Below are 23,479 nucleotides of genomic sequence, written 5' to 3'. Positions count from 1 at the left end.
TATGTCGGCATTGGCTATCGCTTGCAGAAATCAACCCCTGGTTCTACGCTGGTCGATGAGAGGGAGACGACCACGCAGACCAGGGGCCTTTGTATGCAGAAATACGATCTATGTGTGATTGGGACTGGCCCAGCCGGGCAGATGGCTGCGATCGAAGCGGCCAAACTCGGTAAGCGTGTGTGTGCGATTGAGCGCATGCAGACGATTGGTGGGGTTGCAATCAATACCGGCACGATTCCATCGAAAGCACTGCGTGAAGCGATATTGCGTGTGACCGGGAAGGAGTCGGTCGCTCCGCGATATGTTGACTTTCAGGCGGCCCGGAACGCGGTCCTGCAGGATATCCAGGGATCTGTCCACAGCGTCATCCGCAACGAGATCAACATTATCTCGCAGCACTTCCGCCGGTATGGTGTTGAGACAATCTTCGGTACGGGTGAGTTTGCTGATGACAACACACTGGTTGTTCGTGGTGTGAATGGTGACTCGCAGATCGCAGCAGACAGATTTGTCATCGCTGTCGGCACCGTGCCAGCCGAACCGGACACCATTGAGTTTGACAACAGTTCTATTGTGACATCGGACGGGATTCTGAATCTTCCGACACTCCCAAAGTCATTGATTGTTGTTGGCGGCGGTGTGATTGGCACAGAATACGCGTCGATGTTTGCTGCACTCGGTGTCGATGTCACATTGATCGAGGGACAGCATCGACTGCTCCCATTCGTTGACGGTGAGATTGTTGAAGCTCTGCAGTATCAGTTGCGTCGCACAGGACTCACGTTGCGCATGGGTGAGAAGGTTGTATCAATCAGAAAGGTTGCGCCAACACAAGCATATCACGCTACAGACGGATCAATGGTTGAGGCGATGCTTGAGAGTGGGAAAACACTTCGATCCGATTGCCTGCTCTATGCAATAGGCCGGCAGGGCGCAACTGAGGAGCTCAAGCTTGACAATGTTGGTCTAAAAACTGACAAACGTGGGAGGCTTGCGGTCAACGAGAACTTCCAGACAGATCGTGAGCATATCTACGCGTGCGGCGACGTGATCGGGTTCCCAGCACTGGCATCGACGAGCATGGAGCAAGGAAGATTCGCAGCGTGCCACATGTTTGGCAAATGTGTTGAAAAAGCAGATGATCTGCTGCCGTATGGGATTTACGCTGTGCCAGAGATATCGATGGTTGGCTGGACCGAAGAGAAGCTCACAGAGGAAGGTATTCCGTTCGAGTCAGGCAAGGCGATGTACTCTGACATCGCGCGAGGGCAGTTGATCGGCGACGACATCGGCATGCTGAAGATTCTCATCCACCAGGAATCGCGCACTGTGCTTGGTGTGCATGTCATTGGCACCGGCGCAACAGAACTCGTCCACATCGGACAGGTTGCGATTGCGTTCAAGGCCACGGTCGACTACTTCATCAACACCGTGTTCAACTATCCCACACTCGCGGAGTGTTACAAGGTCGCAGCACGGAACGCGCTCGACAAGCTCCGCATGAACTGATCACGCGGTTGTCAGGGCGAACAGGCCATCAAACGACGACGCGTTCTCCATGTCCATGATCCAGTCACCGATCTTTGCGCACTTGTCTGCGCCGATGATGTCCTTGCCAAGGGCGGTGAACTTCACGCCGATCTCTTCGGGTGTCATCGGATCGCGCGGATCGCCCTTGGGCACATCGACGCGATGGGTGAACGACGTGCCGTCGTTGGTGGTGATGGTCACCTGGCTGGGCTGGAACTTCGGGAAGAGTGACTCGAACTCTTCGTTTGCGACGACCTTGATCTTGTCCATGATGCCTTCGAGGGACTTGTCCGCGATGCGCTCCTCCTTGAACTGCTGCGGCGTGACCATGCCATCGACGAGCCCAACCGCGAGGCAGTAGGGGAGCGAGTGGTCAGCGGTTTCCTTGGACTTTGGTCGATACTTTGCGGGATCGCCAAGAATGTCGGCAGCTCGCGCGATGACCTCGACCTTGATCTCCTTCACCTGATCGGGCTTGATGTTGTTTGCCTGAACAACCTTCAGCATCGCAGTCAGCGGCGCGTGCGAGAGCGCTTCGATCGGGAACGATTTCATACCGCAATCAAGAATGCGGTAGTGGTCATTTTTCGACTTTGGCAGGTTGTCCATCAGCATACTTGTGTCAAACGCTGCTGGCTTGTTCTGGTACATGACGTGGCTGAAGACGTGGTAGAGACCTTCCTTGCCATCGAAGATGTGCTCTGGACCCGAATACCCGCGTGATGCGAGCATAGCGGATTCTGCGCCCATGCGTGCAGCCCACGGATCGACGGTGTTCTTCATGTTGGTAAGTTTGCCAGCGGTCACTGCGCCAGGGCTGAAGGTCCGTGCAGCGGAGATGCCGATCGCCTGGACCATCTGATCGCGCGTCAGATTCAGCACGCGCCCGCACGCGATGGGTGCAGCAAACGCGGTCAATGTGGCGTGGTGCCAGCCGTACTCGCGCACGCCGGGCAGGCCGAACTCGCACAGGCGCTGCTCGACCTCGTAGGCGATGATGGTCGCAAGAATGAGATCCTTGCCTGAGAGTTTCTTGTACTCGCACAACGCGAGTGGTGCAGCGATGATGTCCGACGGATGGCACGGGTCCGCTTTCCAGTAGATGTCGTTGTAGTCCATCGCGCGGATCATGTGCGCGTTGAGGAACGCAGCATCAACCGGGTTTGTCTTTAGTCCTGTGACAAAGCATGTGCACGGACCAGAGCCCGTGTCGTTTGCACTCAATCCAAGCATCTCGCGGTAGTGGGCGAGCAGGATGTGTGCATCCTCCTGCTGGCTGCCGCCAATAGCACATCCGACGGAGTCGTACCAGAACCGCTTCGCAGCAGCGATGGCATCATCCGACAGATCCTCATACTTGAGGTTGCAAGCCCATTCGGACAGGGGAAACGAGAGGAAGTCGCTGGTCTTGTATTGTGCCATAAGCCGCGATGGTAGTGGGTATGGGTTCAGGGGTCTACTTGTCTGGCATTGGCTGGCTGACAGAACTCAGACAGAGCATTCTCAATGTAGATGCTCAGCGGTGGAGTTGCTGAGAGATGCGCCTGTTGTGGATCTAGAGTTGTTCTCTATGGGTTATTCCGGCAAGAAGTTCTCGCGATGGAAGCTGTTCCTTTCGTTGGTAAGGCTTGCAGTCTTGCGGCATGGGCCAGACTACGAACGTCTCTTCCTCTGTCCGGCACCGTTTGAGGCAGTTCCTCTCTCGGCTACGAAGGAGCACATTGTATTTGTTGACAAGATGACAGAGAACGAACCCGGCTGCTTGGATGTCTTTGCGTTGGTTCTGTTGTGTCTTGGAATCTTATGCCTGTTTGTGCCAGGCCCAACCTGGTATTCAATCTGTGCAGTCATTGTCGTTGTGTGTGCTTTGGCTACACTCTTTGGCTCGTGGATTCTGTATCGCACACTTTGGTTGCTGACTTTCGATGCTGTTGAGGCAAAGGTCTTCCTGACAAAGCGGACGCTTCGCTCCAGGCAATGGTCGGAGCCTTTGGCAAACGCAGTTATTCACATATCCGAAGTATACTTTGCAGACAGTTTTTATGGACATGCTCTGTGGATTGAAGTGGACGGCGAAAGATTTGTGTTTGGTTGTCACCGAGAACATGTGAATCTGGTGAATATGTACGAAAAACACCTCAGAGGCACACAAAGGCCACTCGTCGAGCGGGAGCCGCTCGCTGGTGTCTTTAACATTCAGCTTACCAATGACTGATCTTGTACAAACAGAGTTTTTCCTCTATACTTAGGCATGCTCTGGGATCTCATGCAACAGGCGCAAATCTCGCAGATGTCCGGCGAAGCCGCTCGAGCGGGAGCACGCGCAGACAACGTCGAAATGAAACTCCAGCGGGCCGAGCAGCGGGTGGACCGACTTGCCCTGCTCTGCATGGCGATGTGGACACTGCTCTCTGAAAAGACAGGGATTACCGAGGAGGAGTTGCACAACCGCGTGCGCGAGATTGATCTTGCCGATGGCTCTCTCGATGGCAAGGTGCGTGTCCAGCCACAAGCCTGCCCCAAGTGTAACCGCACGCTCTCGAAGAAGCACCAGCGTTGCCTGTATTGTGGGCACGAACTCAAGCCTGGCGAGGGCATGGGTGTGTTCGGGCCGGTGCTCTGAGTTACGGTCTGATCATGGAATGAAAAGAGTGTCAGTTATTGTGTCTGAAGCGGTGGGTCACCCAGCTTCCAGATTGTGAGTGATTCCTGCTGAACATGATCGGGGAGTGTGCTTGTCACACTCTCCGGCAGTGTGACCTTGACTCTGTCGGAGCGAGCCATGAGTGCGAGCAACGGGCTGAGGACAAACAACCCCAGAAAACCAAGAGACTGCTTGGTCGGGTTGCTGAAGTTGGTATTTGTTCTCATCAACCTGCCATTGCGGAACCGCAACAGCGCTCCGCGGCCGTTCGGATACTCAACTTCCGCGCCGACATCAAAGTATTGAACTCGGCCCTGCTTCTTTTCAGGGATTGCAATCGGCACTCTGACCAGGCCGTACGCGGCTGGGTCGCAGACAAACATGGCGTGGATCGGCTCTGGAATCCATCGACCGCCAATCAATGAAGGAGTAAGCCGAAGCGCGATCTGGCCAAAGCATGGGTTCTCGTGCATGTTCTGGTAGTAGATGTCGATGCAGCCGATCCCGCTTGCGTTGTGTGATGCGACTGCAAAGCACAATCCTCTGCAGTTGTAGTATGCACGATCGATCCGTCTGAGATAGTCCGGTACCTTGTCCCGCCGCAGCATGAGGTATGACAGCAGCAATATCGAAACAGAACAAACGAGAATGCTGGCAATCCGAACAGACCATGTGAGCGCAGTGGGCTGGTTCGTTGCGAGACTGAGCGCCACAACGGGCAGACTGAGTATTGCAATGACGAGGCAAAGAGACTTTATTGACTGGCCCATGCGTTCCATTCTCCACGGATTGAGTACAATTAGGTCGTATGCCGGACTGTACGATTCATCGTCTTATTGCCCCTACCAAGAGCACCGATATTCATGCGCTTTCGGGATTGCTTGCCAATGTTGTAGCTGCAGGCGATGTCGTCAGCTTTGTGTCGCCGCTGAGTATCGAGCAGGCGAGTGCATGGTGGGAGAAGACACTTGCATCCTTGGACCCGCGTGCTGTTGTGCTTGTTGCGCGAGATGATGATGGAACGATTCTTGGAACGGTGCAGTTTCATCCGTCATGGGCACCGAACCAGCCGCACAAGGGAGACATCGCAAAGCTGATGGTCCATCCGAATGCGCGCGGGCGTGGGTTTGGCAGGAAACTGATGGAAGCTGTTGAGCAGCACGCACGCGATGCAGGGTTCCGCATGCTTACGCTCGACACAAAGGCAGGATGTCCTGCAGAGCAACTGTACAGGTCTATGGGGTACACCCACGTGGGTACAATTCCTGAGTTTGCGTACGACACTGATAACGCAACGATGCACGGTGCAGCAATCTTCTACAAGGTACTGTAGTTGTGTGAGATCGCCAGACATCGTGTACGCCACTGGTCTTGCTTCAATCAACCATGGTGTCGTCATGGTCCGGATGCTGGAGTCGCCAGAGAAGGTAGCTCAGCCCCATGAGGAACAGAATCCCTGCGGGCATGAACAGGGCCTTTCCGTCAAATACGCTGGCAGCACGCCAGCCGCCGATTCCCCCGACAAAGAATGATGCGAGCAGTGTGATGAGCATCACAAACTTCCACGCACGAAGTCTTCGCCCTCGCAATGCATGTCCAAGGAGTAGCCCTATATCTGTCGCGATGCCTGTGATGTGTGTCGTGCGCAGAATGAGCCTTCCATACGACGAAGCCATCGCGTTCTGCACTCCGGCTGCGCACGCTGCAACTGGGAGCGCAATACCAGGTGATGTATTCAGTGTGAGCGCTGCACTTGCGAGCATAGCTGCTTCGAGCAGCATGGCGATGCCATAGGGTCGCCCGGATTGCAGCGATGTATGCCCGATCAATGCGCCGGATACAGCGGCGCCGATGATAAAGCCAACCGAGATCGATAGCAGCGTTATGCCATGCGATGCGTTCCCGGATACGAGATCGCCGGAGAAGCGGGAGACTGTCCCTGTCAGATGCGTGACTGCAAAGTGCCCCGCTGAGAGAACGACCGCATTCACAAACCCAGCAACGCTTGCGAGTATCCCACCCCCGATAAACACCCACGCGGGCGGAGCAGTGTCATGCTCGTGCGAGTGGTGCAAGGAGCCTCTCTCGATCTGGTTTGCTCGAAAACCCTGCATCATCTCGATGGGGTCCTGCAACCGCTTCTATGAGGTAAGAGCGGTTGGTGCGATCTGTATTGCCTGCAATACAAGTGCGATATCGCTGCACCGCGTACGCAGAGCAATGATGATACTGGGATCGCCGACGTTGTCCAGTGTGCTAGCTCTCCTGCTCGTGCGGCAGGCTCCCGTGTCGAGATTTGTCAGCAAGACTCACAACAATTGCGACAATGAATCCAACGGCAAACGCTGGGAGCAGCACATCCAGATCGCTGGCATAGCTTCCGATCTTCGCAAGTGTTTCATTCTCATGGCTCTTGAGTGGCATGACAGCAAACTGCACGATGGGGACCATGAGGAAGCCCGCGATCATCGAGCACTTTGCCCCGAGTGCTGTGAGCTTCGACCAGTACAGACTGAGGATCATGGTGGGGCAGAACGTTGCTGCGATGCCAGACCAGCCGAAGATGACAACCCAGAAGAGCGGTTTGTCTGGATCTCTCAATAGCAAGCCGATGCCCAGAGCGAACGCGATCAGCGAGAGCGCAATTGTTACCTTTTGACTCAGCGAGAGCAGCCTCTCGTCGCTCATATCCGGGTGTTTGACTTTCTGCCAGTAGTCGCGCACACCAGCGCTCGATGCAACAACCAGGAGCGAGTCGATCGTTGACATGATGGCACTGAGCACCATCGCGATGAAGACACCCGTAAAGAACGCGGGGAGCAGTTCGCTCGCCATATATGGCAGGATGGTTTCCTGCACAGTGCTTATTGTCTCAAACTCAGCTGGAGCAGCCAGTGTTTCTGGTGCATAAATTGCACGGCCAACCATGCCAACAAGCACTGCTCCGCCATCGGCGAGCAGTGTCCACGTCACTGCTGTGAGTGTGCCCGGAAGAATCTGTTTGGTGTTCTTCAGCGAGATGAATCGAACAAAGACCTGCGGCGAGCCAAGGAACCCGATGCCGATCGCTGCAAGCCCAATGATTGAGACGACCGTTGCTGTTGTCCAACTGCCCGTGCCCGGCCCGGCATCACCAGGTCCGTGCAAGGAAAGCAAGTGTGGATCAATGGTGCGCAGACTGTTCGTGATATCCGCGACTCCACCAATGTGCATCGATCCAACGATTGGCAGTACAACAAGCCCGACAAGCATCAGAGAGCCTTGAAACACATCGGACCAGACAACCGCGGTAAACCCACCCTTGGTGATATACAGCATCACAATACCGAATCCGACCGCTGCACCGAGATAGTGATTCCATCCGAGAAAGCTGTTGAATGCGTCACCTGTTGCAAAGACCTGTGCGGCTGTATAAATCGGTACAAAGATGAGCAAAGTGCCGGCTGCGATCAATCGCAGTCCGTGGCCTTCGTCTTTGAGATGCGATTCGAGATAGTCGGGAACAGTAATCGAATCATACTGATCTGTCAGATTCTTGAAGCGACGAGCCATGAAGATCCACGCGCCGCCGACACCAATCAACTCGCCGAGCACCACCCAGAAGGCCTTGGCACCCATGGCATAGCCCATGCCTGTGAGCCCGAGGAGAAGCCAGGCAGATTCACCGGTGGCACGCGCTGAAAACGCGACGTTGAAGAAGTTCAGCTTCTTGTCCGATGCGAAATAATCGCGGATCGTGTGCATTGTCTTCGAAGCGAAATACCCGATCGCAAGCAGGATTCCAGCGTAGATCGCGACTGCAACAAGTTTCATGATGGTGTCTGTATCGATGACGCACCTCCTCATCCAGCGATGATGAAATGAACATGAAGAGAATGTATGGGTGTGCATTCTAGCCGCAAGAGACGCGGGACTCTAAAAGCATGATATTTGCTGTATTGTGATCGCTTAGATGATGCCGCTGGCGAGCGTAATCGAGAAGAGAAACAGCAATACAGAAACAACCGCACGAATACTTCCAAGTGTCATCTTCTTCAGATATCGCGAGCTGAGATATGAGCCAGCACAACCGGCGATGCATGCGCTTGCAACGAGGAGCAGTGTGCGTGTTTCCGTGAGGACTGTGTAGTCGCGAGTCTTTGCAAGCCAGGTGAAGCCTGCGACGTACGCGAGGAGCCGTGCGCAATCGACGATTGTTGAGATTACATTCGCGGTGCCGACGTACTGGTCTTTCGTCAGTCCGGCGCGAAGAAGGAACGGTGCACGCAATGCGCCCTGCATACCAGAGATGCCGCCGAAGAATCCAGAGAGTGCGCCACCGACTGGCAGCATCTTCGGTGGGAACGAAAGATCCTTGTACCTTGGCCAAAGCTCAAGTGCTGCAAATGATGCAAGCAGCAGAGCGATGAGCATTTTGAGCCACGTGACCTTCGCAGTGATCGAACCAATGGTGTATGTTGCAACTGGTGTGCGATCGGTCAGCAATGCCATGAGACCAGCGCCGATGATTGCCGCAATGATTGCTGGCACTCCGAAGCGGAGCACGATGTCGCGCTGTGCGTGCTTGCCAACCAGCGCGAGCTTGAAGAGGTTGTTGGACAAGTGAACCACCCCAGTCGCTGCGATCGCGACCTCGATCGGAAAGAACACTGCGAACGCGGGCATGAGCACCGTCCCAAGTCCGAATCCGGAGATGAGCGTGATCGCGCCAATGAACGCGCTAAGGAGTGAAATGACGAGAAAGTCCATGTATAAAACAGTAAGCAGTTGTGTGGCTTCTCGGTGTTTGGGGCTAGCGAAAGTTCTACACTGGACAGATGAACGAGACACATCAGGCCCAGCGTAGTGTTGTGATTGCTGGTGGGAGCGGGTTTCTCGGAACGAACCTTGCGCGACATCTTGCAGGCGAGAACTGCAACGTGGTGCTGCTCTCTAGAAACAAACCAACACAGGACGGTCCCTGGACATATGTGCACTGGGACGCACGAACACTCGGAGACTGGGCCTCGCACATTGATGGCGCTGATGCGGTTGTGAATCTCGCAGGACGCACGGTTGATTGTGTCAAGACGCCGGACCATTGCGACGAGATCCTCCGGTCGCGTGTCGAAGCAACAACCGTGCTCGGGCAGGCTGTGTGTCAAGCGAAATCAAAGCCTCCCGTATGGGTGCAGATGGGCACCGCGCACATCTATGGAGATGCGCCGAAGCTCGTGTGCGATGAGTCATCAGCGTTTGGATACGGGCTCGCACCAACAGTCGGGCGCGCGTGGGAGGACGCCTTCGAGGAGTCATGCCCTGATGGTGTTCGCAAGGTTGTTCTGCGAACGAGTTTCGTGCTCGGGCGTGACGGCGGCGCCATGACAAGGCTCGCTGGACTTGCACGTTGGGGACTCGGTGGTCCCATCGCCAGCGGCAGGCAGGGCATGAGCTGGATCCACATTGACGACATGAACCGCATCTTCGAACGTGCGATCACAAACGACACCATGCAGGGAGCGTACATCGCAACTGCGCCGAATCCTGCCTCAAACCGTGAGTTCATGGCTGCGTTGCGAAAAGCGCTTGGCAAGCGCATCGGACTTCCCGCGACCGCGTGGATGGTCCGTATCGGTGCGCCGTTGCTGCTCAGAACAGATCCGGAACTCGCGATCTATGGCAGATACTGCGTTCCGAAGCGACTGCTCGATGAGGGGTTCGAGTTCACATTTTCAGAAATCAGCACAGCACTACAGAATCTGTATCGTGCTGGCAGTTGAGCTTCCAGTCTCTAAAGGAACTCAGGAAACCACAGTTGCATGTGCGGCATGCACAACTCTTCCATGACGCTGCGCACATAGTTTGAATCAACGATGGTATCGATCGACTGATCGAACGTGCTCCTGTTTCTGTGGCCCTGTGTTGTGTCGAGTGAATCGGGGTTGATCTCCAGAAACGACGCGATCCTGTCGTGCGATGTGTTGAGTTCGTGCGATCGAACAACCAGCTTTCGATCGTCGGGTATCTCGTGCTCGCAGACAGTGATGTGACGAACCCACGCTGCGAGGAACGCGCGCACCGAGTACAGCCCCAGTTCGCCCAGCTTCGCGTCTTCGCTTCCCACTGGGTACTCGTCCGGCCGGAACCAGTAGTCCAGAAACGCGATCACATCTGCAGGCACATTGCGAGAGATGAGATGCCCGACGAACGATTGCAGCCACGATCTGCAATCTCTGATCAGCACGATGAACTTCGCGTCAGGAAAGAAACGAACCAGATGCCCGACCAGAAACTGGTTGGCCCACGCGATATCAAACGCGAGTCCGAGCTGTTGATCGCGTTCGAGCAGATACACGCGCATTGCTGATTCATCGAGCTCGCCCCGCGCTTCTCGGAGGATCAGGTCGAGTGTTTGTGCACGCTCGGGCTCGTGTGCTGCGCGATGGTGCTTCATGAGCAGGCCCGCGAGCGATGATGTGCCGGACTTTGCCTGCCCGACACAGAACGCGCGGACGTGTGGGTGAGATAGAGAGTCAGTCATCTGAAAGTGTATCTTTGCCCGAGCGTCTAGACGTTCGCAAAGTGCTCAAGAAACTCTTTGAGAACTGCTCCGTGTATGTTCTGTAACCCGCTCGGCAGTGTGCCAACATAGAGCACCAGGAAGTTGCATGCGGTCCACTCGCTGTGCGATGCATCTTTTACAAAGGACGCACTCATGCAGGTTTGGTTGTTAGCAGCAGCGTTATCCCACATTGTCATGACAAGATCAACCGGCAATCCATCAATCTCTCGCATAACGCAAACAATGTCGATCGAATCGTCCCAACTGCTGCAGTCGTGTCCGATGCAGTACGCGTACCGACACCCTTGCAACACAACTTGCTCGGACAGTGCCCATTGCTCGTCAGCCGAGATATCCGCATCGCCAATAACAAGAAGCAGTGTAAAATCCTGGCCATGCAAAGGTGAGACAAAGTCATAGGGTCTGGCTAACTGTTCAACCTAGAGTGTTCGTTGATTTTGTGATGCGAGCAGGCCCATGGGGCATGATAGAGATACGAAGCATCGGTGAACGAAGAACTCCCCGACAAGGACTCGAACCTTGAACCTAGCGGTTAACAGCCGCTCGCTCTACCATTGAGCTATCGGGGAACGGGTTGTCGCTGAGAGCCGTTTTCGAGCCATCAGCGGGGTCATGACAGTATCCGGACGATGCCGGTTTTCAAGTCAGACCGGGCACTGGGTCGGCTATCCGGGGGGCCAACTTGACCTGTACCAACGAGTTCGGCCAGCACACGCAGCCCGTACCCAACTAAGCCGAGCGACTACCTTGCTACTTGCCCTGGAACCACTTGGAGATGGCTCTGAACGTCGTCTGGCGGCCGATCACGCCAATGGACTCGGTCAATGGGATGTGCTTGGGGCAGACCTTGACGCAGTTCTGGGCGTTCCCGCAGTCTGTGATGCCGCCGGGCCCGAGAAGCGCATCCAGGCGATCGTTCTTGAGCACCTTGCCGGTCTCGTGGTCGTTGAACAGGCGTGCTTGGCTGATCGCGTGCGCACCAACGAACGATGTGTCCCACTTCGACTCGTCGTCCTCAAGATTGAACTGAGGGCATGCTTCCATGCAGCAGCCGCACGTCATGCACTCGGAGAGCGCGTACCGCGTCCCCTGCGATGCTGGTGATTCCTTCGGCCCTGCGCCAAGCGCGTACGTGCCATCGACTGGCACCCACGCCTTGACGCGTTTGAGTGCGTGGAACGCTCGCTGGCGATCGACCCACAGATCACGCACCACCGGGAACTTGCTCATCGGTTCGAGCGTGACAACATCGCCCTCGTTGGGTGCATACTCGTCCATCAGGCACGAGCACGACTGGCGAACCTTGCCGTTGATGATCATCGTGCACGCGCCGCAGATCTCTTCCAGACATCCTGCGTCCCACACGACGGGCGTGGTGTGCTTGCCGTCCTTTGTCACGGGGTTGGCAGCGATGTACTGCAAACACGAGATGACGTTTGCACCCTCCTCGACCGGGATAACAAACGATTCCCAGCGCGAGGGCTTGCCAGGGCCGTCGCAGCGTTTGATGGTGAACGTGATCTTGCGACCCGGCTTTGGCGAGCTTCTATTACTGCTTGCGCTGATTGCGGCGTTTGCGCCAGCTTGTATCGCAGTGGATGTTGCGCCTGTCTGCGAAGCGGCCATGGTTGCTGCGTTGGTTGTCATCGCGTGGTCCTTTCTGTGCGTCGTGTTGCTGTCGTTGCGTGCGATGATCCGTTTATGAGGCGCTCTTGCCGTACGTTCTTGGCCTTGGTTTGACCAGACGTGTATCGACCTCCCGGTAGAAGATCTTGTGCTGATCTGATTCACTTGGCTGGAACTCTGCGACGGTGGTCTTCATGAAGTTCGCGTCGTCGCGATCCGGGAAGTCGAGCCGATAGTGCGAGCCTCGGGACTCCTTGCGGAGCAGGCCGCCCTTGACGATGGTCTCTGCGAGGATGAGCATGTCGCCCAGCGCACGGGTGTAGGAGAGGCTCTGGTTTGTCCAGGTTGCGCTGTCTGCCAAGGACACGCGAGAGTACCGCTCGCGGAGTTCCCTGAGCTTGTCCACTGCTTTTTCAAGACGCGCACCGGTCTTCACAACAGTGGATGCTGCGGTCATCTCGACACCGAGTTCCTTGCCGATGACATACGCGTTCTCGCCGCCGTCGTTTCCAACGGTGGAGACGAGCGTGTCCATCTTTGTCTGCTCCGCCTTGGAAGCGTTGTCGTACACAGACTGCGAGACATCGCCGATCGAGCGTTCGATTGGATCGCCCTCGCGGACATAGTTCACAACGCCAAGCCCGCAGAATAAGCCGTCGAAGATGCACGAGAGCAGTGCGTTTGCGCCGAGTCGTGTTGCGCCGTGGTACGCGAAGTTGACCTCGCCGAACGCGTACAAACCCGGGATGTTCGTCTGCATGTTGCGCGGCGATCCGATCTTCATGCCGCGGCCGAGTTCGGCATCGATCGGCGTAACGTTGCCCGGGAAGTGCTCAGGCTTTGGCACATCGGGTATGTAGTTGCCCGGTTCATATTGCGTCCACATGCCGCCCATCGAGTAGTGCACGGACGGGAAGATGCGCATTGGCTCGAATCGCGGATCAACACCAACAAACTTCTGGTAGATGTCCATGATGCCGCCGAGCTTGCGTGTGAGATACTCGGGATCGCGATGGGTGAGATCGAGATAGACCTGATTCTCGCCGCCCACACCCATGCCATCGTTCACGCAGACATCGAAGATCTCGCGCGATGCGATGTCGCGCGGCACAAGATTGCCGTACTTGGGATATCGCTCTTCGAGGAAGTACCAGCGTTCTTCCTCAGGGATCTGCTTTGCTGGACGGGTGTCGCCCTTCTTGTGGGGCACCCACACACGCCCACCCTCGCCGCGAGCCGATTCGCTCATCAGTCTGCACTTGTCAGCACCGGGGATCGCGGTCGGATGGACCTGGATCATCTCCGGGTTCGCGTACCACGCGCCTGCCTGATAGCAGCGCGATGCTGCGCCGCCGGTGCAGATGACCGAGTTGGTACTCTTGCCAAAGACCAGTCCGCAGCCGCCGGTCGCCATGATGACAGCATCCGCGCGGAACGAACGTATCTGCATTGTTCGCATATCCTGCGCAACGATGCCGACGCATCTGCGTGTATCGCCATTGCCTTCGATGATCGGTGCGAGGAACTCCCAGAACTCGTACTTGTTGACCTTGCCCTCAGACTCGTACCGACGGGTTTGCTCGTCGAGCGCGTAGAGAAGCTGCTGCCCAGTGGTTGCGCCGGAAAAGTGCGTGCGCTTGAACAGGCTGCCGCCGAACAGACGAAGATCGCGCTGGCCCTCCGCTGTTCTGTTGAACGGCACACCCATGCGATCGAGCAGATTGATGATCTTGGGGGCAAAGTTGGTCATCTCAAGGACCGGGCCCTGATCGGCGAGATAGTCGCCGCCATAGATCGTCTCATCAAAGTGCTGGTACTCTGAGTACCCCTGCTGACGGGCGACCTCGTTGCACGCGTTGATCCCGCCCTGCGCGCACACGGAGTGCGAGCGTTTGACGGGAACCATCGAGAAGAGATCGACAGGAAGCCCGGACTCGGCGATTCGGACTGAGGCTGCAAGTCCTGCAAGCCCGCCGCCGACGACAATGACACGTTGTTGGTGTGTGTTGGTGCTCACGGATTTGTCTCCCGCTGCATGGAGCCGATTTCGTCAAAGTTGTCGTTCAGTTGCTTCGTTGACACAAGCTCGCCTGGTTCGCCGGACACATGACCCACGCTTTGTTCAACGTGGCGCGCACTGTTCACATCCAGCAGCAGGGCACCAGCGAGTGACATCCACGCCATACCCATGAGAACAACACCAAGCCCGAGGCATGCCATGCCCCAGCGGCGCTGTGCCGGTGCGCTGACCGTGATGCCCCATGTAATCGCAGCGGTCCAGAGCCCGTTTGCAAAGTGGTACACGCACGCGGTGATCCCAAGGAAGTAGAACAGGCTGATGCCCATGCCCGCGAGTGTCCAGTCTGATCCGCCACGAAGGGCCATCGCCAGCGTCGATGCTGCAAACTCGTGGCTCCACTTTGTGCCGCCGGGTACAAGGAAATCCCATCCCCATCGCAGTGTCGCAACGTGGTAGAAGATGTACAGGATCGCGAAATAGCCGGTAAACCGCTGGAGAGCGTATCGACGGTTATCCTGATACGCGTAGCGCTTTGTGTTCGATTTACCTGTGCGGGCGTAGTACACGCCGAGCACCGCGTGGAACAGGATCGATACCCAGAGCACCGTTTCAATGAGGAACAGGTGTGGTACCTGTTCGTTGATCCACGACACTTCCTTCTGGAAGTAGGCAACGCCGCCGTCGAGCACGCCAAGCTCAGAATGCTCACCCCGCGATGCGAACTTGCCCCACATCAATGAGGAGTTCGTTGTCAGGTGCGCGATCAGAAACACGCCGATCGGCAGGATCCCTGAGAGTGAGTGCAAACGCCTGAAGAGGAAGTAATGTCGATCGAAGAATGATCCCGATCGTTGCGTTTCGCTTGGTGCCATCCGAAGTGCTGTCCTTTCTTGAACGTGTCTCCAGCTCGTACAGAAACGAAACAACGTATGCGTTTGGTTATGGCGTAATGATGCCGCCAGTAGATTCGCCGCCGCTGCCCATGGTTGCTCCACCTTCGGGTGACACGGTCCTGGCCTTGCCTTCCTTGATCGCCTGTGCAACAAGCTGCGAGACTTCGACAAACTCGGCACGCAGTTCAGCGAGTGTGCCGGTCATCAGTTGGCTTTCTTCTTCTGTCACGTTGCCCTTGGTCTTTTCTGTCAGCACGCCGAGCAGATCGACGTAGTACTTTGCTGCTTCTAGAGAGACAATCGGCTTGCCGGTGCTCGGCTCGGGAATTCGACCCAGATAGAGCAGGGCCGGTTCGACGAGCATCTGGAGCAGTCCCATCACACTCGCTTCGGGGAGTTTGGGTTGGCCCGACTGCGCTTTGGCCTGCTCCGCTTCAGCATTCAGCTTTTCCTTCTCAGCCTGAGCCTGCGACTTCCAGTCTGAATCGATGAAGATCCCCGAATCGCCCGTGTTCTCATCTGCCATTGCGTCTACTCCTCGTCCTTTGCGTGTGTGCTATGGTCGTGCCAACGCGAAAGAGACGGGCAGAACAGCCCGATGGCGCGGCGAATCCGGCGATTCTAGGCCGTCAGACAGGATTTTCAGCCTGAAATCTCCCTGACAACAGCGTCTCTGCGTTCATGCTGGTCGTTGGATGGCGTGTACGATACAGGACAGTTGTGTTTGTTTCGTCCTGAGTGAGGCTTGGATTGCATGCGGTTCCACCTGTCCACTTTTGAATCGATGAAAGGTCGCTTTGGAACTGTCGCCATCGGGTTGGCTGCTGTGCTCTTTTCAGGTTGTGCGAGCCCATTCGATGAATCGCCTCGGGCGTTGGTCGCTGAGGACTTTGTCGGTCGAGCGCCGGGAGGAACACCCGTGCCTGATCGACCGACCGGTGCTACATCGGGGTTGCCGTCAAATCAGGCAGGCGACACAGTGAGTGCTGAAGCAATGACGCGTGTATGGGAGCCGATCGCTGGTCTCTCACGAGGTCAGGGATTCTCTCCGGATCTTGGTCCGCGTGGGGCGATGGCTCTCACTGTCAAGGCAGGCAAGCCCGATCTGCCCTCCCAGCAACCCCGCAACGAGCCGATCAAACGCGAGTATGGACGGTTGGTGGATGCGAAAGTGGGGGAGGTACATGGCGAACCAATCTTTGTCTCCACGTTCTTCGACGAGGCTTTCCTCGCGCGTGTTCGTGCTGACGCACCGCAGGACAGGGCGCAATGGAGAAACCATGTTCGTCTCGCGATCGCAAGCAAACTCAGAGATGTGATAACAAATATTCTACTGCGCGAGAGCGCTCGATCGCAGTTGTCGGAAAGTCAGCAGGTGGGTCTGTTTGCGGTTCTAAGGCGCTATCAGGATAATCTCCTCTCAAGTTCGGCTGGTAATCGTGTCGCTGCCGAAAACAGACTCCGTCGTTCATACGGGTTGACATGGGAAGAGGCAGTCAAGCTGCAGGAAGAGCGTGTGCTTGTTGAGCGTGAGCTTGCGTTGATTAACCGAACAGCTATCGTGCCATCGGCTGAAATCGAGCGTTCCTACGAGCGAATGAATCGCGAGGAGAACACGTTCACGCCGGATCCAGTGCTTGTACTTCGTCTGATTCGTGCTCGCAAGGAAAATACTGACGGTGTTGCTGAGATCGAACAGAAGCTGGCCAATGGCGAGCCTTTTGAAGAGATTGCTCAACTTAATGCGAACGTATATCGGCGAGCTGAGGGTGGACTTCAGCGTGCTGAGAATGCTGGTGCGTTAACTGAGGCAAAGCCATTCGCTGCTGTGCTCGAACCTGTCAACGAGGTTGTTCGCACGATGACGCTCGGGCAGTGGGAAGGCCCGATCGAAGTTGATGGGTATTTGCACTGGGTCCTGCTGGAACGGATTGAGGATAACTCAATGTCGCTGTACGAAGCCCAGTATTACCTGGCGAACAAGCTGAGACTGGAAAGAATGAGCGAAAATCAGAGACGTCATATTGAAAAACTGAAAATGGATGTTAACTTCGAGGAAGAACAGGCCATGATAGATCGGCTTGTGATCGCTGCGGAGGAGATCTTCTTCCCCTCGAACTGAAAGGGCATGTTGCTCGTAGAAGCCGAAGATGATTGACCGTGCGCCACACACACCGTCTTGTGAGATACCCACGCTACGGGTACGCAGCCGGTTTACCAGCCGCCTGTTTGCTTCGGCAGGATCTCTTGCCACGCTGACCAATGTGGCTCGATTGGACAAACGCACCAAGACCGGTGCAAAGGGTGAACGCCATGCGGCAAAGTACCTCAAACGCCATGGGTTCAAGGTGCTTGCGCGGAATGTCAGAACCTATCGCGGCGAGGCGGACTTGGTCTGCCGCGACGTTGACGGCAGCATCGTTATTGTTGAGGTGAAATCACGAGTACTTCCAGCTGAGAACCGAGTGCGGCGCGGCACGCCTGAGAACGCGCTCACTGTGTTCAAACAGCGCAAGCTGTTGCAGGTTGCTGATGACATTGTGCGTGCGAACAAACTCCACAATGTTCCGATTCGCATCGATCTGATTGCAATTGACTTCGAGCCGACACCCCGTCGTCCGCTTGCTGCGATCCGGCATTATCAGGGTGTTGTGCAACGATCATGAGACAGTTGAAGATGGATGCTCCAGCGATTCTTGGTTGGCATCATCAAGCTCGGACTGTCGAAGGGGTGTTTCTACGGTTGACCCGGGTGCTTCTGGGTCGTGTTCCCGACGGGCGAGCGAACCCTTGAAGGACGCTTCGAGCAGATGCTCGCGTGCAGCGATCTCATCGATATGGACCGGGATGATGACGCTGAACATCGAGCCCCTGCCTGGCTCGCTGATGAGTTGTATCTCGCCCTGGATAACGCGCGCGAGATCCTTCGCGATCGCGAGGCCCAGACCTGTGCCAGCGTGCTCGCGTGTGTGAGATCCGTCGATCTGCTGGAACTTCTCGAAGATCTTTGTCTGGTCTTCCTTTGCAATGCCCGGGCCATTATCGATAATGCTGACTCGCACGTGGTCGTGCTGGCTCTCGTGTTGTGCGCCGGCAATCGGTTCGACGCGCAATGTGACCATCGGATCGGTGGTGGTTGTACTCGCGCCTGTGAACTTCACCGCGTTTGAGAGCAGATTAAACACAATCTGTTGCAGTTTTTGCCTGTCTGTGCGCACGAGTGGGACGGACTGCTCGATCTCCATTCTTACTTCAACGCCGGAACGATGCGCCAGAGGATACACAAGCCCGACGAGCCCCTCGCACATCTCAGCGAGTGCTGTCCACTCAAGATCCAGCTTCACCTTGCCGGCTTCGATCTTGGCCATTTCCAGCAGCCCGTTGATCATTTCGAGCAGGTTTCGTGCAGACTCGACAATGTTCCCGATGTAGCGCTCCCGCTTTGCGATCTTGCGGGTGTCCTCTGCGCCTGTGAGGAGTTGCAGCCGTTCGTGCGTTGTGATCTCAAGAAGCAACTCGGCAAAGCCAATAATCGCATTCATCGGCGTACGAAGCTCGTGGCTGACATTTGCGAGAAACTCGGCTTTGATTCGGTTTGCTTCAAACAGCGTCGAGTTGTGCTCGGCAAGTTCGGATACCTTCAGATCGAGTGCCGAGTTTTGTGAGTGCAGTTTGTCCTGCACACTCTGCAGTGCTGCAAGCATTGCGTTGAATGTCTCGGAAAGCTCCTGGAACTCGTCGCCCGTGACAATCTGACTGCGTACATTGATGTCGCCGCTCCGAACTCGCTCGGCTGTGGTGCGAAGATCTCGTACGGGTGCGAGGATGATTTTGTGCGTGATCTGATAGAACACAAGGAGTGCCAACCCAAGCACAAATGCGCTCGCGCTGAGCAAATAGATGGTGTTGACGACCATCTGCCAGCCAGCATCGTTCGAAGCGCGAATCAGTACGAGGTATTTGTCGGAAACATCATTATCTCCAGCCGTGAGTTTTCGCAGATAGACAAATCGGCGTGACAGGCCATCCCATCCTGCAACCTGTACATCTGTCTGGTCTTTACGTCTTTCGAGCACTCGCACTGCACGTCTGATTGAGTGGTCCGCTTGAGCATGATTGGCGAGTTCGCTTCCAGTAAGGGTGATAACCTCGATTGTTCCAGTCTGCTCGGATGACTGTTCGTGAATGGTGTCGCCATCGTTTGTCGCAAGCCAGAGCCCGGCGAGTTCCCGTGAGCGAGCAATCTGCTCTTGCCTTGCGATAGCGTCCATACGCAACCATGGTGCGATCATGGCGAGAACAATGATCAGCACGATCGCTCCGCCAAAGAGCAGCAGGCACTTATTGGCCAATGAGATGCCGCGGAGGAGTGAGACGAGCATGGGGCTAGTTTAGATCGACGAACGGACCCTCATTGCATCATTGTGGCTCCGCGCGGAATCTGCCGAAAAGTTGTCGTCCAGATAATCAATGCAGGAGAACACTGGTTCCATATGTGAACTGAGTATCTGGAATCAGTCAAGATGCTGTCAGTTTGCGTGTTTTACAGCCGGTTCGACTGAGGATGTCCCCGCAACCGGTCGATTGACCGGATGTATGAGCGCACACACACCATCCGATCGTCCGCTTTGGTCCGGGAGTTCGAACAACTCGTCGTCTCAGTTCTGGCATGAACGGAACACGCTGTTCATGATTGGCTGCTGCATCCTTGTGGGCACGTGTGTGCTCTTGGGAATGACGTGGCTGCGAGAACTCTGGCTCGGTCTGCCAATCGGGCTCTGGCTGATCATCGGGACGTACACACTCAGCCTGCTTGGTCAGCCGAGAGAGAACCGGATTGTTTTCCGACTGAACAACCGCTTGCGTGATGAGAACAGTGCGGCCGCGAACTACGACGAGCACACCCATGATGTATCAATGTCGTTTCAGCGTGCGAGTGGGACAAGGTCCGAACGCGAATCTGTTGAAGGGAATACCTCTCGATCAGTCATGGATACTGACGACTCGATAGGATCATGGGCTGGCAGTCTCAGCAGTGTGCGTGGCCCAATTGTTGACCCTGACAAACCGCTCTCAACCATTGAACGTGTTCTGCTTCGTGCTGGCGATGCCGTCGGCAGCATCATCGGGCTTGTGAACACATCGCCTGTTGATGCTGGCTTTGTGATCAAGTCTCTTGAGCGTATCGGTTGGCCTGAGCGTCCTATTCGTGTTGGCCTGTGTGTGCGCAAGGAGTTGTCGTCGTGGATCCTGTCATCAGACGGAGTGTGTGATGTGCAATGGGTTCGGGTCAACTCCCAGATATCACCGAAGAAGGCGTGCGATGTGCATGTGCTTGATGCAGTGGTTATCGAGGATGAACTCGGCCACGTAACACTGATCTCGCCCGAGCTTGATCGCAGACCGGCGGGTTGGTCAGATTGGTCCAGCCCCTTGCCGTTGTCGTATGGCAACGCATTTGCGCTCCGGTTTGATACTGCGGACACCGTGCTCGGCAGATCCATAGAGCTTCGAGCGGCCGATGGACCGATGCTGCGTGCGATGATTGAGCTTTCGGCCGTACTTTCACGGAATGAACATCGCATGGACGCGAGTGCGCGCTGGCGCGGTCGTCGACCGTTCGATGTCCAGGGTGCACGATTCAATGCACGAGTTGTCGAGGCATGCTGGGCAAACCTTGGTCGTGCCGTTGGAACTTCCGCAAGTATTGGTCGTGAGACGGAAACGCTTTCTACAGCGATGCGCATTCTCTCAGCATACCTCGCTACAACCGATGGCTGCGTTGATATGAGCGCACGTCGGGAAGGCATCGAGCTTGCACATAGATTTCTACCGGAAGAGACAAACATTGCGCTCCGCACGATAGCTGCAAGAGTCGCTTCATTTGATGATGAAGAGGCATTCGAACTCGCAACGAGCGTGCTCGAAGATATCCGCAAGACGGGCGAGGATCCGTCAAATGATCCATGGGCGTATCTGTTGTCAGAACTACACTGCTCCGTGCCCAGTCATCTTGCTCTGGGCAGGCTGGCAGCGGGGATCGTGCTCGTGTTCGGCCGAGCTCGTCTTTCCAAGATGGCATACCTGCGAGAGGATCTGACCGAGGATCTCCAGCACACGACGTGGCTTGTCGATCGTGAGTCAGACGTTGCCATGCTGATACGACTGATGCGCGAGCTGGAAGCGGCACGTACGGCCAACGGTCAGGATGTTACCCACGCAGCAACAACGGACGAAGAACCTGAAACAAAGTCACGCAGATCTGTGGCTGCTGCCTGATCACAAAGCGTCAAAGCTCGCTGTTTCTGACAGTATTGTCTACCATGCTGGCGTATGGATGAACTGAACGCGCTGTCACTCTCTGAACTCTACGAAGCACTGAACGCCCGGGGGCTCGTCCGCAAGCTCATGGAACTTGCAGCCGAGGAGGATTTGGGCGAGCGGAACTCCGGCTCAGGTGACCCCACAACCGAGTTGACTGTGCCTGAGAAGGCCCGCTGTGAGGCGACGGTTGTTGCTCGCGAAGATGGTGTTGTTGCTGGGCTAGCAGCAGTGGGCGATGTGCTCGATGTCTTTGCGCCCGCAGTGCTGTTCCGACCCTTGAAACAGGACGGCCAGCACGTGACAGCGGGCACATCAATTGGCATGCTGCTTGGTTCGATGCGTCAGATTCTTGCGGCAGAACGCACCCTCCTGAATCTGCTGGGGAGATGCATGGGTGTTGCATCCACGACGTCAAGGTATGTTGCTGCAGCAGGAACGGACGTGCACATACTCGATACACGGAAAACCACACCCGGGATGCGCGTGCTCGAAAAGTACTCGGTACGTTGTGGTGGCGGTTTCTGCCATCGTGTCGGGTTGTTCGACGCTGTGATGATCAAGGACAACCATGTTGCTGGAAAATCACCATCAGAGTTCGCCGAAACTGTGATCGAATTTGCCGAGAAGGTTGCACCAAGACGCGCGAATGAGGGCGGGTCTGTCCGGTTTGTTGAGGTTGAAGTCGATACGCTTGAGCAGTTTGACGCTTTGCTGACGTTACCAACCGGTCTTGTTGATATTGTCCTGCTCGACAATATGACTCCGGATCAGATTTCACATGCAGTTGCACGGCGCAATGATGCGGAGTCGCCGATGAAGCTCGAAGCAAGTGGCGGCATCACAATGCGCAATATCCGTGAGTATGCGGAAACGGGTGTGGATCGCATGAGTCTGGGTGCCGTGACCCATCAGGCAACATGGCTCGATGTCGGACTCGACGTGCGTGTTGTGCATCTTGCGCCGCCAACCACAGTTCAGGTTGATGTAGAGAACGACTCAGCGAGCGCATCCGCGTGAGCAGATCGCACTGGGAGAGTGCACTCGCGTCAGCAGTTCCATCGCTTGAGTGCGTGTCGCATGTACGCGTGCTGGACGAGGTCGTGTCAACGCAGGACGTTGCTGCAGAAGCATCGCAACGCTGCGAGCCGGGCTGGCTTGTTGTTGCCGACAGGCAGACTGGTGGGCGTGGACGACGTGGGAGTATCTGGCACCAGACTTCAGACGGGCATGGCCTGGGTGTTGCGCTGAGTATCACGCTGCCAGTTGTCTGCGCACACTCAACAAAGATCCCAGATCCATCTCTCATTCTGGCGTGTGAAACACCTCCTGGCATTGTTGCGTGCGCTGGGCTTGCGGTTGTCAATGCTGCAGCAACTCGGTTCCCTGCACTAAAGGGGCGGATTGGCGTGAAGTGGCCGAACGATGTTGTTGAGCGTGCGACAGGCCGCAAGTGTGCTGGCTGTCTTGTTGAGCAGCACGGTGATGTACTGATCTTGGGTGTTGGACTGAATGTTCATCAGCAAACACAAGACTTTGCAGAGACGATACGGGACAGAGCGACATCGCTTGAGATGCTGACAGGAAGTCTCTCAGAAAACGAAGATATTCGACTGGGCATCCTTTGCGACTGGTTGCGGTCATTTGATATGCTGAGAAACTGCTCAGTTGCAAACATAAAAGAACAATGGCAGCGCAACGATGCAACTGCGCATCGTGTATGTACAGTAGTGTCGGGGAATACAACTGTGCGAGGCACAATCTGTGCAACAGACCCGTGGGATGGAATCTGCATCGATACAGAGGAACGGGTTGAATATGTGAATGCCGCTACAGCTCGTGTGACACAGGTTGATGGATGGTGCGAACTTGGCTGAGTGCTG

At 55.9% G+C, this 23,479-nt stretch carries 22 protein-coding genes and 1 tRNA gene; 10 read left to right on the top strand and 13 right to left on the bottom strand.

What is annotated here, in order from left to right; all coding sequences use genetic code 11:
- The first annotated feature begins 93 nt into the window (after nt 1-93).
- The gene (gene sthA, locus H6815_13970; protein ID MCB9861546.1) at nt 94-1,509 is read left to right on the top strand and encodes a Si-specific NAD(P)(+) transhydrogenase; all 1,416 of its coding nucleotides are present in this window, start codon (nt 94-96) and stop codon (nt 1,507-1,509) included.
- Here the strand turns inward: sthA and H6815_13965 are convergent, their stop codons facing one another.
- Nucleotides 1,510-2,952 carry an MmgE/PrpD family protein gene (locus H6815_13965; protein MCB9861545.1) on the bottom strand — a complete coding sequence of 481 codons (1,443 nt, stop codon included), beginning with the start codon at nt 2,950-2,952 and terminating at the stop codon, nt 1,510-1,512. It abuts the gene before it with no gap.
- A gap of 100 nt (nt 2,953-3,052) precedes the next feature.
- On the opposite strand from H6815_13965, the gene H6815_13960 reads away from it, so the two are divergent.
- On the top strand, nt 3,053-3,745 hold the full coding sequence (locus H6815_13960) for a hypothetical protein (GenBank protein MCB9861544.1): 693 nt from the start codon (nt 3,053-3,055) through the stop codon (nt 3,743-3,745).
- 36 nt (nt 3,746-3,781) lie between these two features.
- On the top strand, nt 3,782-4,153 hold the full coding sequence (locus H6815_13955; protein MCB9861543.1) for a hypothetical protein: 372 nt from the start codon (nt 3,782-3,784) through the stop codon (nt 4,151-4,153).
- A gap of 35 nt (nt 4,154-4,188) precedes the next feature.
- On the opposite strand, the gene H6815_13950 is transcribed toward H6815_13955, so the two are convergent.
- Nucleotides 4,189-4,944, bottom strand: a complete 756-nt coding sequence (locus H6815_13950) for a hypothetical protein (protein MCB9861542.1) — start codon at nt 4,942-4,944, stop codon at nt 4,189-4,191.
- A gap of 38 nt (nt 4,945-4,982) precedes the next feature.
- On the opposite strand from H6815_13950, the gene H6815_13945 reads away from it, so the two are divergent.
- A complete protein-coding gene (locus tag H6815_13945) occupies nt 4,983-5,507 on the top strand; it encodes a GNAT family N-acetyltransferase (protein MCB9861541.1) in 525 nt (174 codons plus the stop codon).
- Between the two features lie 43 nt (nt 5,508-5,550).
- Here the strand turns inward: H6815_13945 and H6815_13940 are convergent, their stop codons facing one another.
- The 3 genes from H6815_13940 to H6815_13930 all read right to left on the bottom strand — a co-directional run bounded on the left by H6815_13940 (nt 5,551) and on the right by H6815_13930 (nt 8,923).
- Nucleotides 5,551-6,249 carry a DUF1275 domain-containing protein gene (locus H6815_13940; protein ID MCB9861540.1) on the bottom strand — a complete coding sequence of 233 codons (699 nt, stop codon included), beginning with the start codon at nt 6,247-6,249 and terminating at the stop codon, nt 5,551-5,553.
- 181 nt (nt 6,250-6,430) lie between these two features.
- The gene (locus tag H6815_13935; protein MCB9861539.1) at nt 6,431-8,020 is read right to left on the bottom strand and encodes a sodium/proline symporter; all 1,590 of its coding nucleotides are present in this window, start codon (nt 8,018-8,020) and stop codon (nt 6,431-6,433) included.
- Nucleotides 8,021-8,122: 102 nt separating this feature from the next.
- Nucleotides 8,123-8,923: a sulfite exporter TauE/SafE family protein gene (locus tag H6815_13930; protein ID MCB9861538.1), complete on the bottom strand. Its 801-nt coding sequence runs from the start codon at nt 8,921-8,923 to the stop codon at nt 8,123-8,125.
- Nucleotides 8,924-8,991: 68 nt separating this feature from the next.
- On the opposite strand from H6815_13930, the gene H6815_13925 reads away from it, so the two are divergent.
- Nucleotides 8,992-9,933 carry a TIGR01777 family protein gene (locus tag H6815_13925; GenBank protein ID MCB9861537.1) on the top strand — a complete coding sequence of 314 codons (942 nt, stop codon included), beginning with the start codon at nt 8,992-8,994 and terminating at the stop codon, nt 9,931-9,933.
- Nucleotides 9,934-9,944: 11 nt separating this feature from the next.
- Here H6815_13925 and H6815_13920 read toward each other — a convergent pair whose 3' ends face one another.
- The 7 genes from H6815_13920 to H6815_13890 all read right to left on the bottom strand — a co-directional run bounded on the left by H6815_13920 (nt 9,945) and on the right by H6815_13890 (nt 15,801).
- The gene (locus H6815_13920) at nt 9,945-10,694 is read right to left on the bottom strand and encodes a hypothetical protein (GenBank protein ID MCB9861536.1); all 750 of its coding nucleotides are present in this window, start codon (nt 10,692-10,694) and stop codon (nt 9,945-9,947) included.
- A gap of 26 nt (nt 10,695-10,720) precedes the next feature.
- The gene (locus H6815_13915) at nt 10,721-11,116 is read right to left on the bottom strand and encodes a hypothetical protein (GenBank protein MCB9861535.1); all 396 of its coding nucleotides are present in this window, start codon (nt 11,114-11,116) and stop codon (nt 10,721-10,723) included.
- Nucleotides 11,117-11,233: 117 nt separating this feature from the next.
- Nucleotides 11,234-11,305: transfer RNA gene (locus H6815_13910), tRNA-Asn, on the bottom strand.
- 181 nt (nt 11,306-11,486) lie between these two features.
- On the bottom strand, nt 11,487-12,362 hold the full coding sequence (gene sdhB, locus H6815_13905) for a succinate dehydrogenase iron-sulfur subunit (GenBank protein ID MCB9861534.1): 876 nt from the start codon (nt 12,360-12,362) through the stop codon (nt 11,487-11,489).
- A 73-nt stretch (nt 12,363-12,435) separates the two neighbouring features.
- On the bottom strand, nt 12,436-14,379 hold the full coding sequence (gene sdhA, locus H6815_13900; protein MCB9861533.1) for a succinate dehydrogenase flavoprotein subunit: 1,944 nt from the start codon (nt 14,377-14,379) through the stop codon (nt 12,436-12,438).
- On the bottom strand, nt 14,376-15,254 hold the full coding sequence (locus tag H6815_13895; GenBank protein ID MCB9861532.1) for a hypothetical protein: 879 nt from the start codon (nt 15,252-15,254) through the stop codon (nt 14,376-14,378). Before H6815_13895 ends, sdhA begins: the two co-directional genes overlap by 4 nt.
- Nucleotides 15,255-15,321: 67 nt before the next feature.
- Entirely contained in the window at nt 15,322-15,801 is a 480-nt protein-coding gene (locus tag H6815_13890) for a DUF1844 domain-containing protein (GenBank protein MCB9861531.1), read from the bottom strand.
- Nucleotides 15,802-16,059: 258 nt separating this feature from the next.
- Here H6815_13890 and H6815_13885 point away from each other — a divergent pair, with 258 nt between their 5' ends.
- Together H6815_13885 and H6815_13880 are read left to right on the top strand one after the other, a co-directional pair.
- Complete coding sequence (locus H6815_13885; GenBank protein ID MCB9861530.1) at nt 16,060-17,397, top strand: hypothetical protein; 1,338 nt, start codon at nt 16,060-16,062, stop codon at nt 17,395-17,397.
- Between the two features lie 142 nt (nt 17,398-17,539).
- Nucleotides 17,540-17,941, top strand: coding sequence for a YraN family protein (locus H6815_13880; GenBank protein MCB9861529.1), 402 nt, complete (start codon nt 17,540-17,542; stop codon nt 17,939-17,941).
- Here the strand turns inward: H6815_13880 and H6815_13875 are convergent.
- Nucleotides 17,936-19,657, bottom strand: coding sequence for a HAMP domain-containing protein (locus tag H6815_13875; GenBank protein MCB9861528.1), 1,722 nt, complete (start codon nt 19,655-19,657; stop codon nt 17,936-17,938). The genes H6815_13880 and H6815_13875 overlap by 6 nt on opposite strands.
- A gap of 214 nt (nt 19,658-19,871) precedes the next feature.
- Here H6815_13875 and H6815_13870 point away from each other — a divergent pair, with 214 nt between their 5' ends.
- The 3 genes from H6815_13870 to H6815_13860 are packed head-to-tail and all read left to right on the top strand — an operon-like array spanning nt 19,872 to nt 23,473.
- Nucleotides 19,872-21,554, top strand: coding sequence for a hypothetical protein (locus tag H6815_13870; protein MCB9861527.1), 1,683 nt, complete (start codon nt 19,872-19,874; stop codon nt 21,552-21,554).
- A gap of 54 nt (nt 21,555-21,608) precedes the next feature.
- A complete protein-coding gene (gene nadC / locus H6815_13865; protein ID MCB9861526.1) occupies nt 21,609-22,616 on the top strand; it encodes a carboxylating nicotinate-nucleotide diphosphorylase in 1,008 nt (335 codons plus the stop codon).
- Nucleotides 22,613-23,473 (top strand): biotin--[acetyl-CoA-carboxylase] ligase, encoded by an 861-nt coding sequence (locus H6815_13860; GenBank protein ID MCB9861525.1) that lies wholly within the window; start codon nt 22,613-22,615, stop codon nt 23,471-23,473. The genes nadC and H6815_13860 overlap by 4 nt, the downstream gene beginning before the upstream one ends.
- Nucleotides 23,474-23,479 lie beyond the last annotated feature (6 nt).

It is taken from the genome of Phycisphaeraceae bacterium, assembly GCA_020639155.1.
Lineage (GTDB): Bacteria > Planctomycetota > Phycisphaerae > Phycisphaerales > UBA1924 > JACKHF01.
The sequence above is the reverse complement of the archived record's forward strand: the minus strand, read 5'-3'. Positions and strand labels throughout refer to the sequence as shown.

What these genes read in the sequence shown, in the direction of transcription:
- nadC (MCB9861526.1), top strand. Translation starts at nt 21,609, where the DNA reads ATGGATGAACTGAACGCGCTGTCACTCTCTGAACTCTACGAAGCACTG.
- sthA (MCB9861546.1), top strand. Translation starts at nt 94, where the DNA reads ATGCAGAAATACGATCTATGTGTGATTGGGACTGGCCCAGCCGGGCAG.
- H6815_13890 (MCB9861531.1), bottom strand. Translation starts at nt 15,801, where the DNA reads ATGGCAGATGAGAACACGGGCGATTCGGGGATCTTCATCGATTCAGAC.
- H6815_13885 (MCB9861530.1), top strand. Translation starts at nt 16,060, where the DNA reads ATGAAAGGTCGCTTTGGAACTGTCGCCATCGGGTTGGCTGCTGTGCTC.
- H6815_13895 (MCB9861532.1), bottom strand. Translation starts at nt 15,254, where the DNA reads ATGGCACCAAGCGAAACGCAACGATCGGGATCATTCTTCGATCGACAT.
- H6815_13870 (MCB9861527.1), top strand. Translation starts at nt 19,872, where the DNA reads ATGAGCGCACACACACCATCCGATCGTCCGCTTTGGTCCGGGAGTTCG.
- sdhB (MCB9861534.1), bottom strand. Translation starts at nt 12,362, where the DNA reads ATGGCCGCTTCGCAGACAGGCGCAACATCCACTGCGATACAAGCTGGC.
- H6815_13925 (MCB9861537.1), top strand. Translation starts at nt 8,992, where the DNA reads ATGAACGAGACACATCAGGCCCAGCGTAGTGTTGTGATTGCTGGTGGG.
- H6815_13950 (MCB9861542.1), bottom strand. Translation starts at nt 4,944, where the DNA reads ATGGGCCAGTCAATAAAGTCTCTTTGCCTCGTCATTGCAATACTCAGT.
- H6815_13945 (MCB9861541.1), top strand. Translation starts at nt 4,983, where the DNA reads ATGCCGGACTGTACGATTCATCGTCTTATTGCCCCTACCAAGAGCACC.
- H6815_13875 (MCB9861528.1), bottom strand. Translation starts at nt 19,657, where the DNA reads ATGCTCGTCTCACTCCTCCGCGGCATCTCATTGGCCAATAAGTGCCTG.
- H6815_13955 (MCB9861543.1), top strand. Translation starts at nt 3,782, where the DNA reads ATGCTCTGGGATCTCATGCAACAGGCGCAAATCTCGCAGATGTCCGGC.
- H6815_13930 (MCB9861538.1), bottom strand. Translation starts at nt 8,923, where the DNA reads ATGGACTTTCTCGTCATTTCACTCCTTAGCGCGTTCATTGGCGCGATC.
- H6815_13920 (MCB9861536.1), bottom strand. Translation starts at nt 10,694, where the DNA reads ATGACTGACTCTCTATCTCACCCACACGTCCGCGCGTTCTGTGTCGGG.
- H6815_13935 (MCB9861539.1), bottom strand. Translation starts at nt 8,020, where the DNA reads ATGAGGAGGTGCGTCATCGATACAGACACCATCATGAAACTTGTTGCA.
- H6815_13965 (MCB9861545.1), bottom strand. Translation starts at nt 2,952, where the DNA reads ATGGCACAATACAAGACCAGCGACTTCCTCTCGTTTCCCCTGTCCGAA.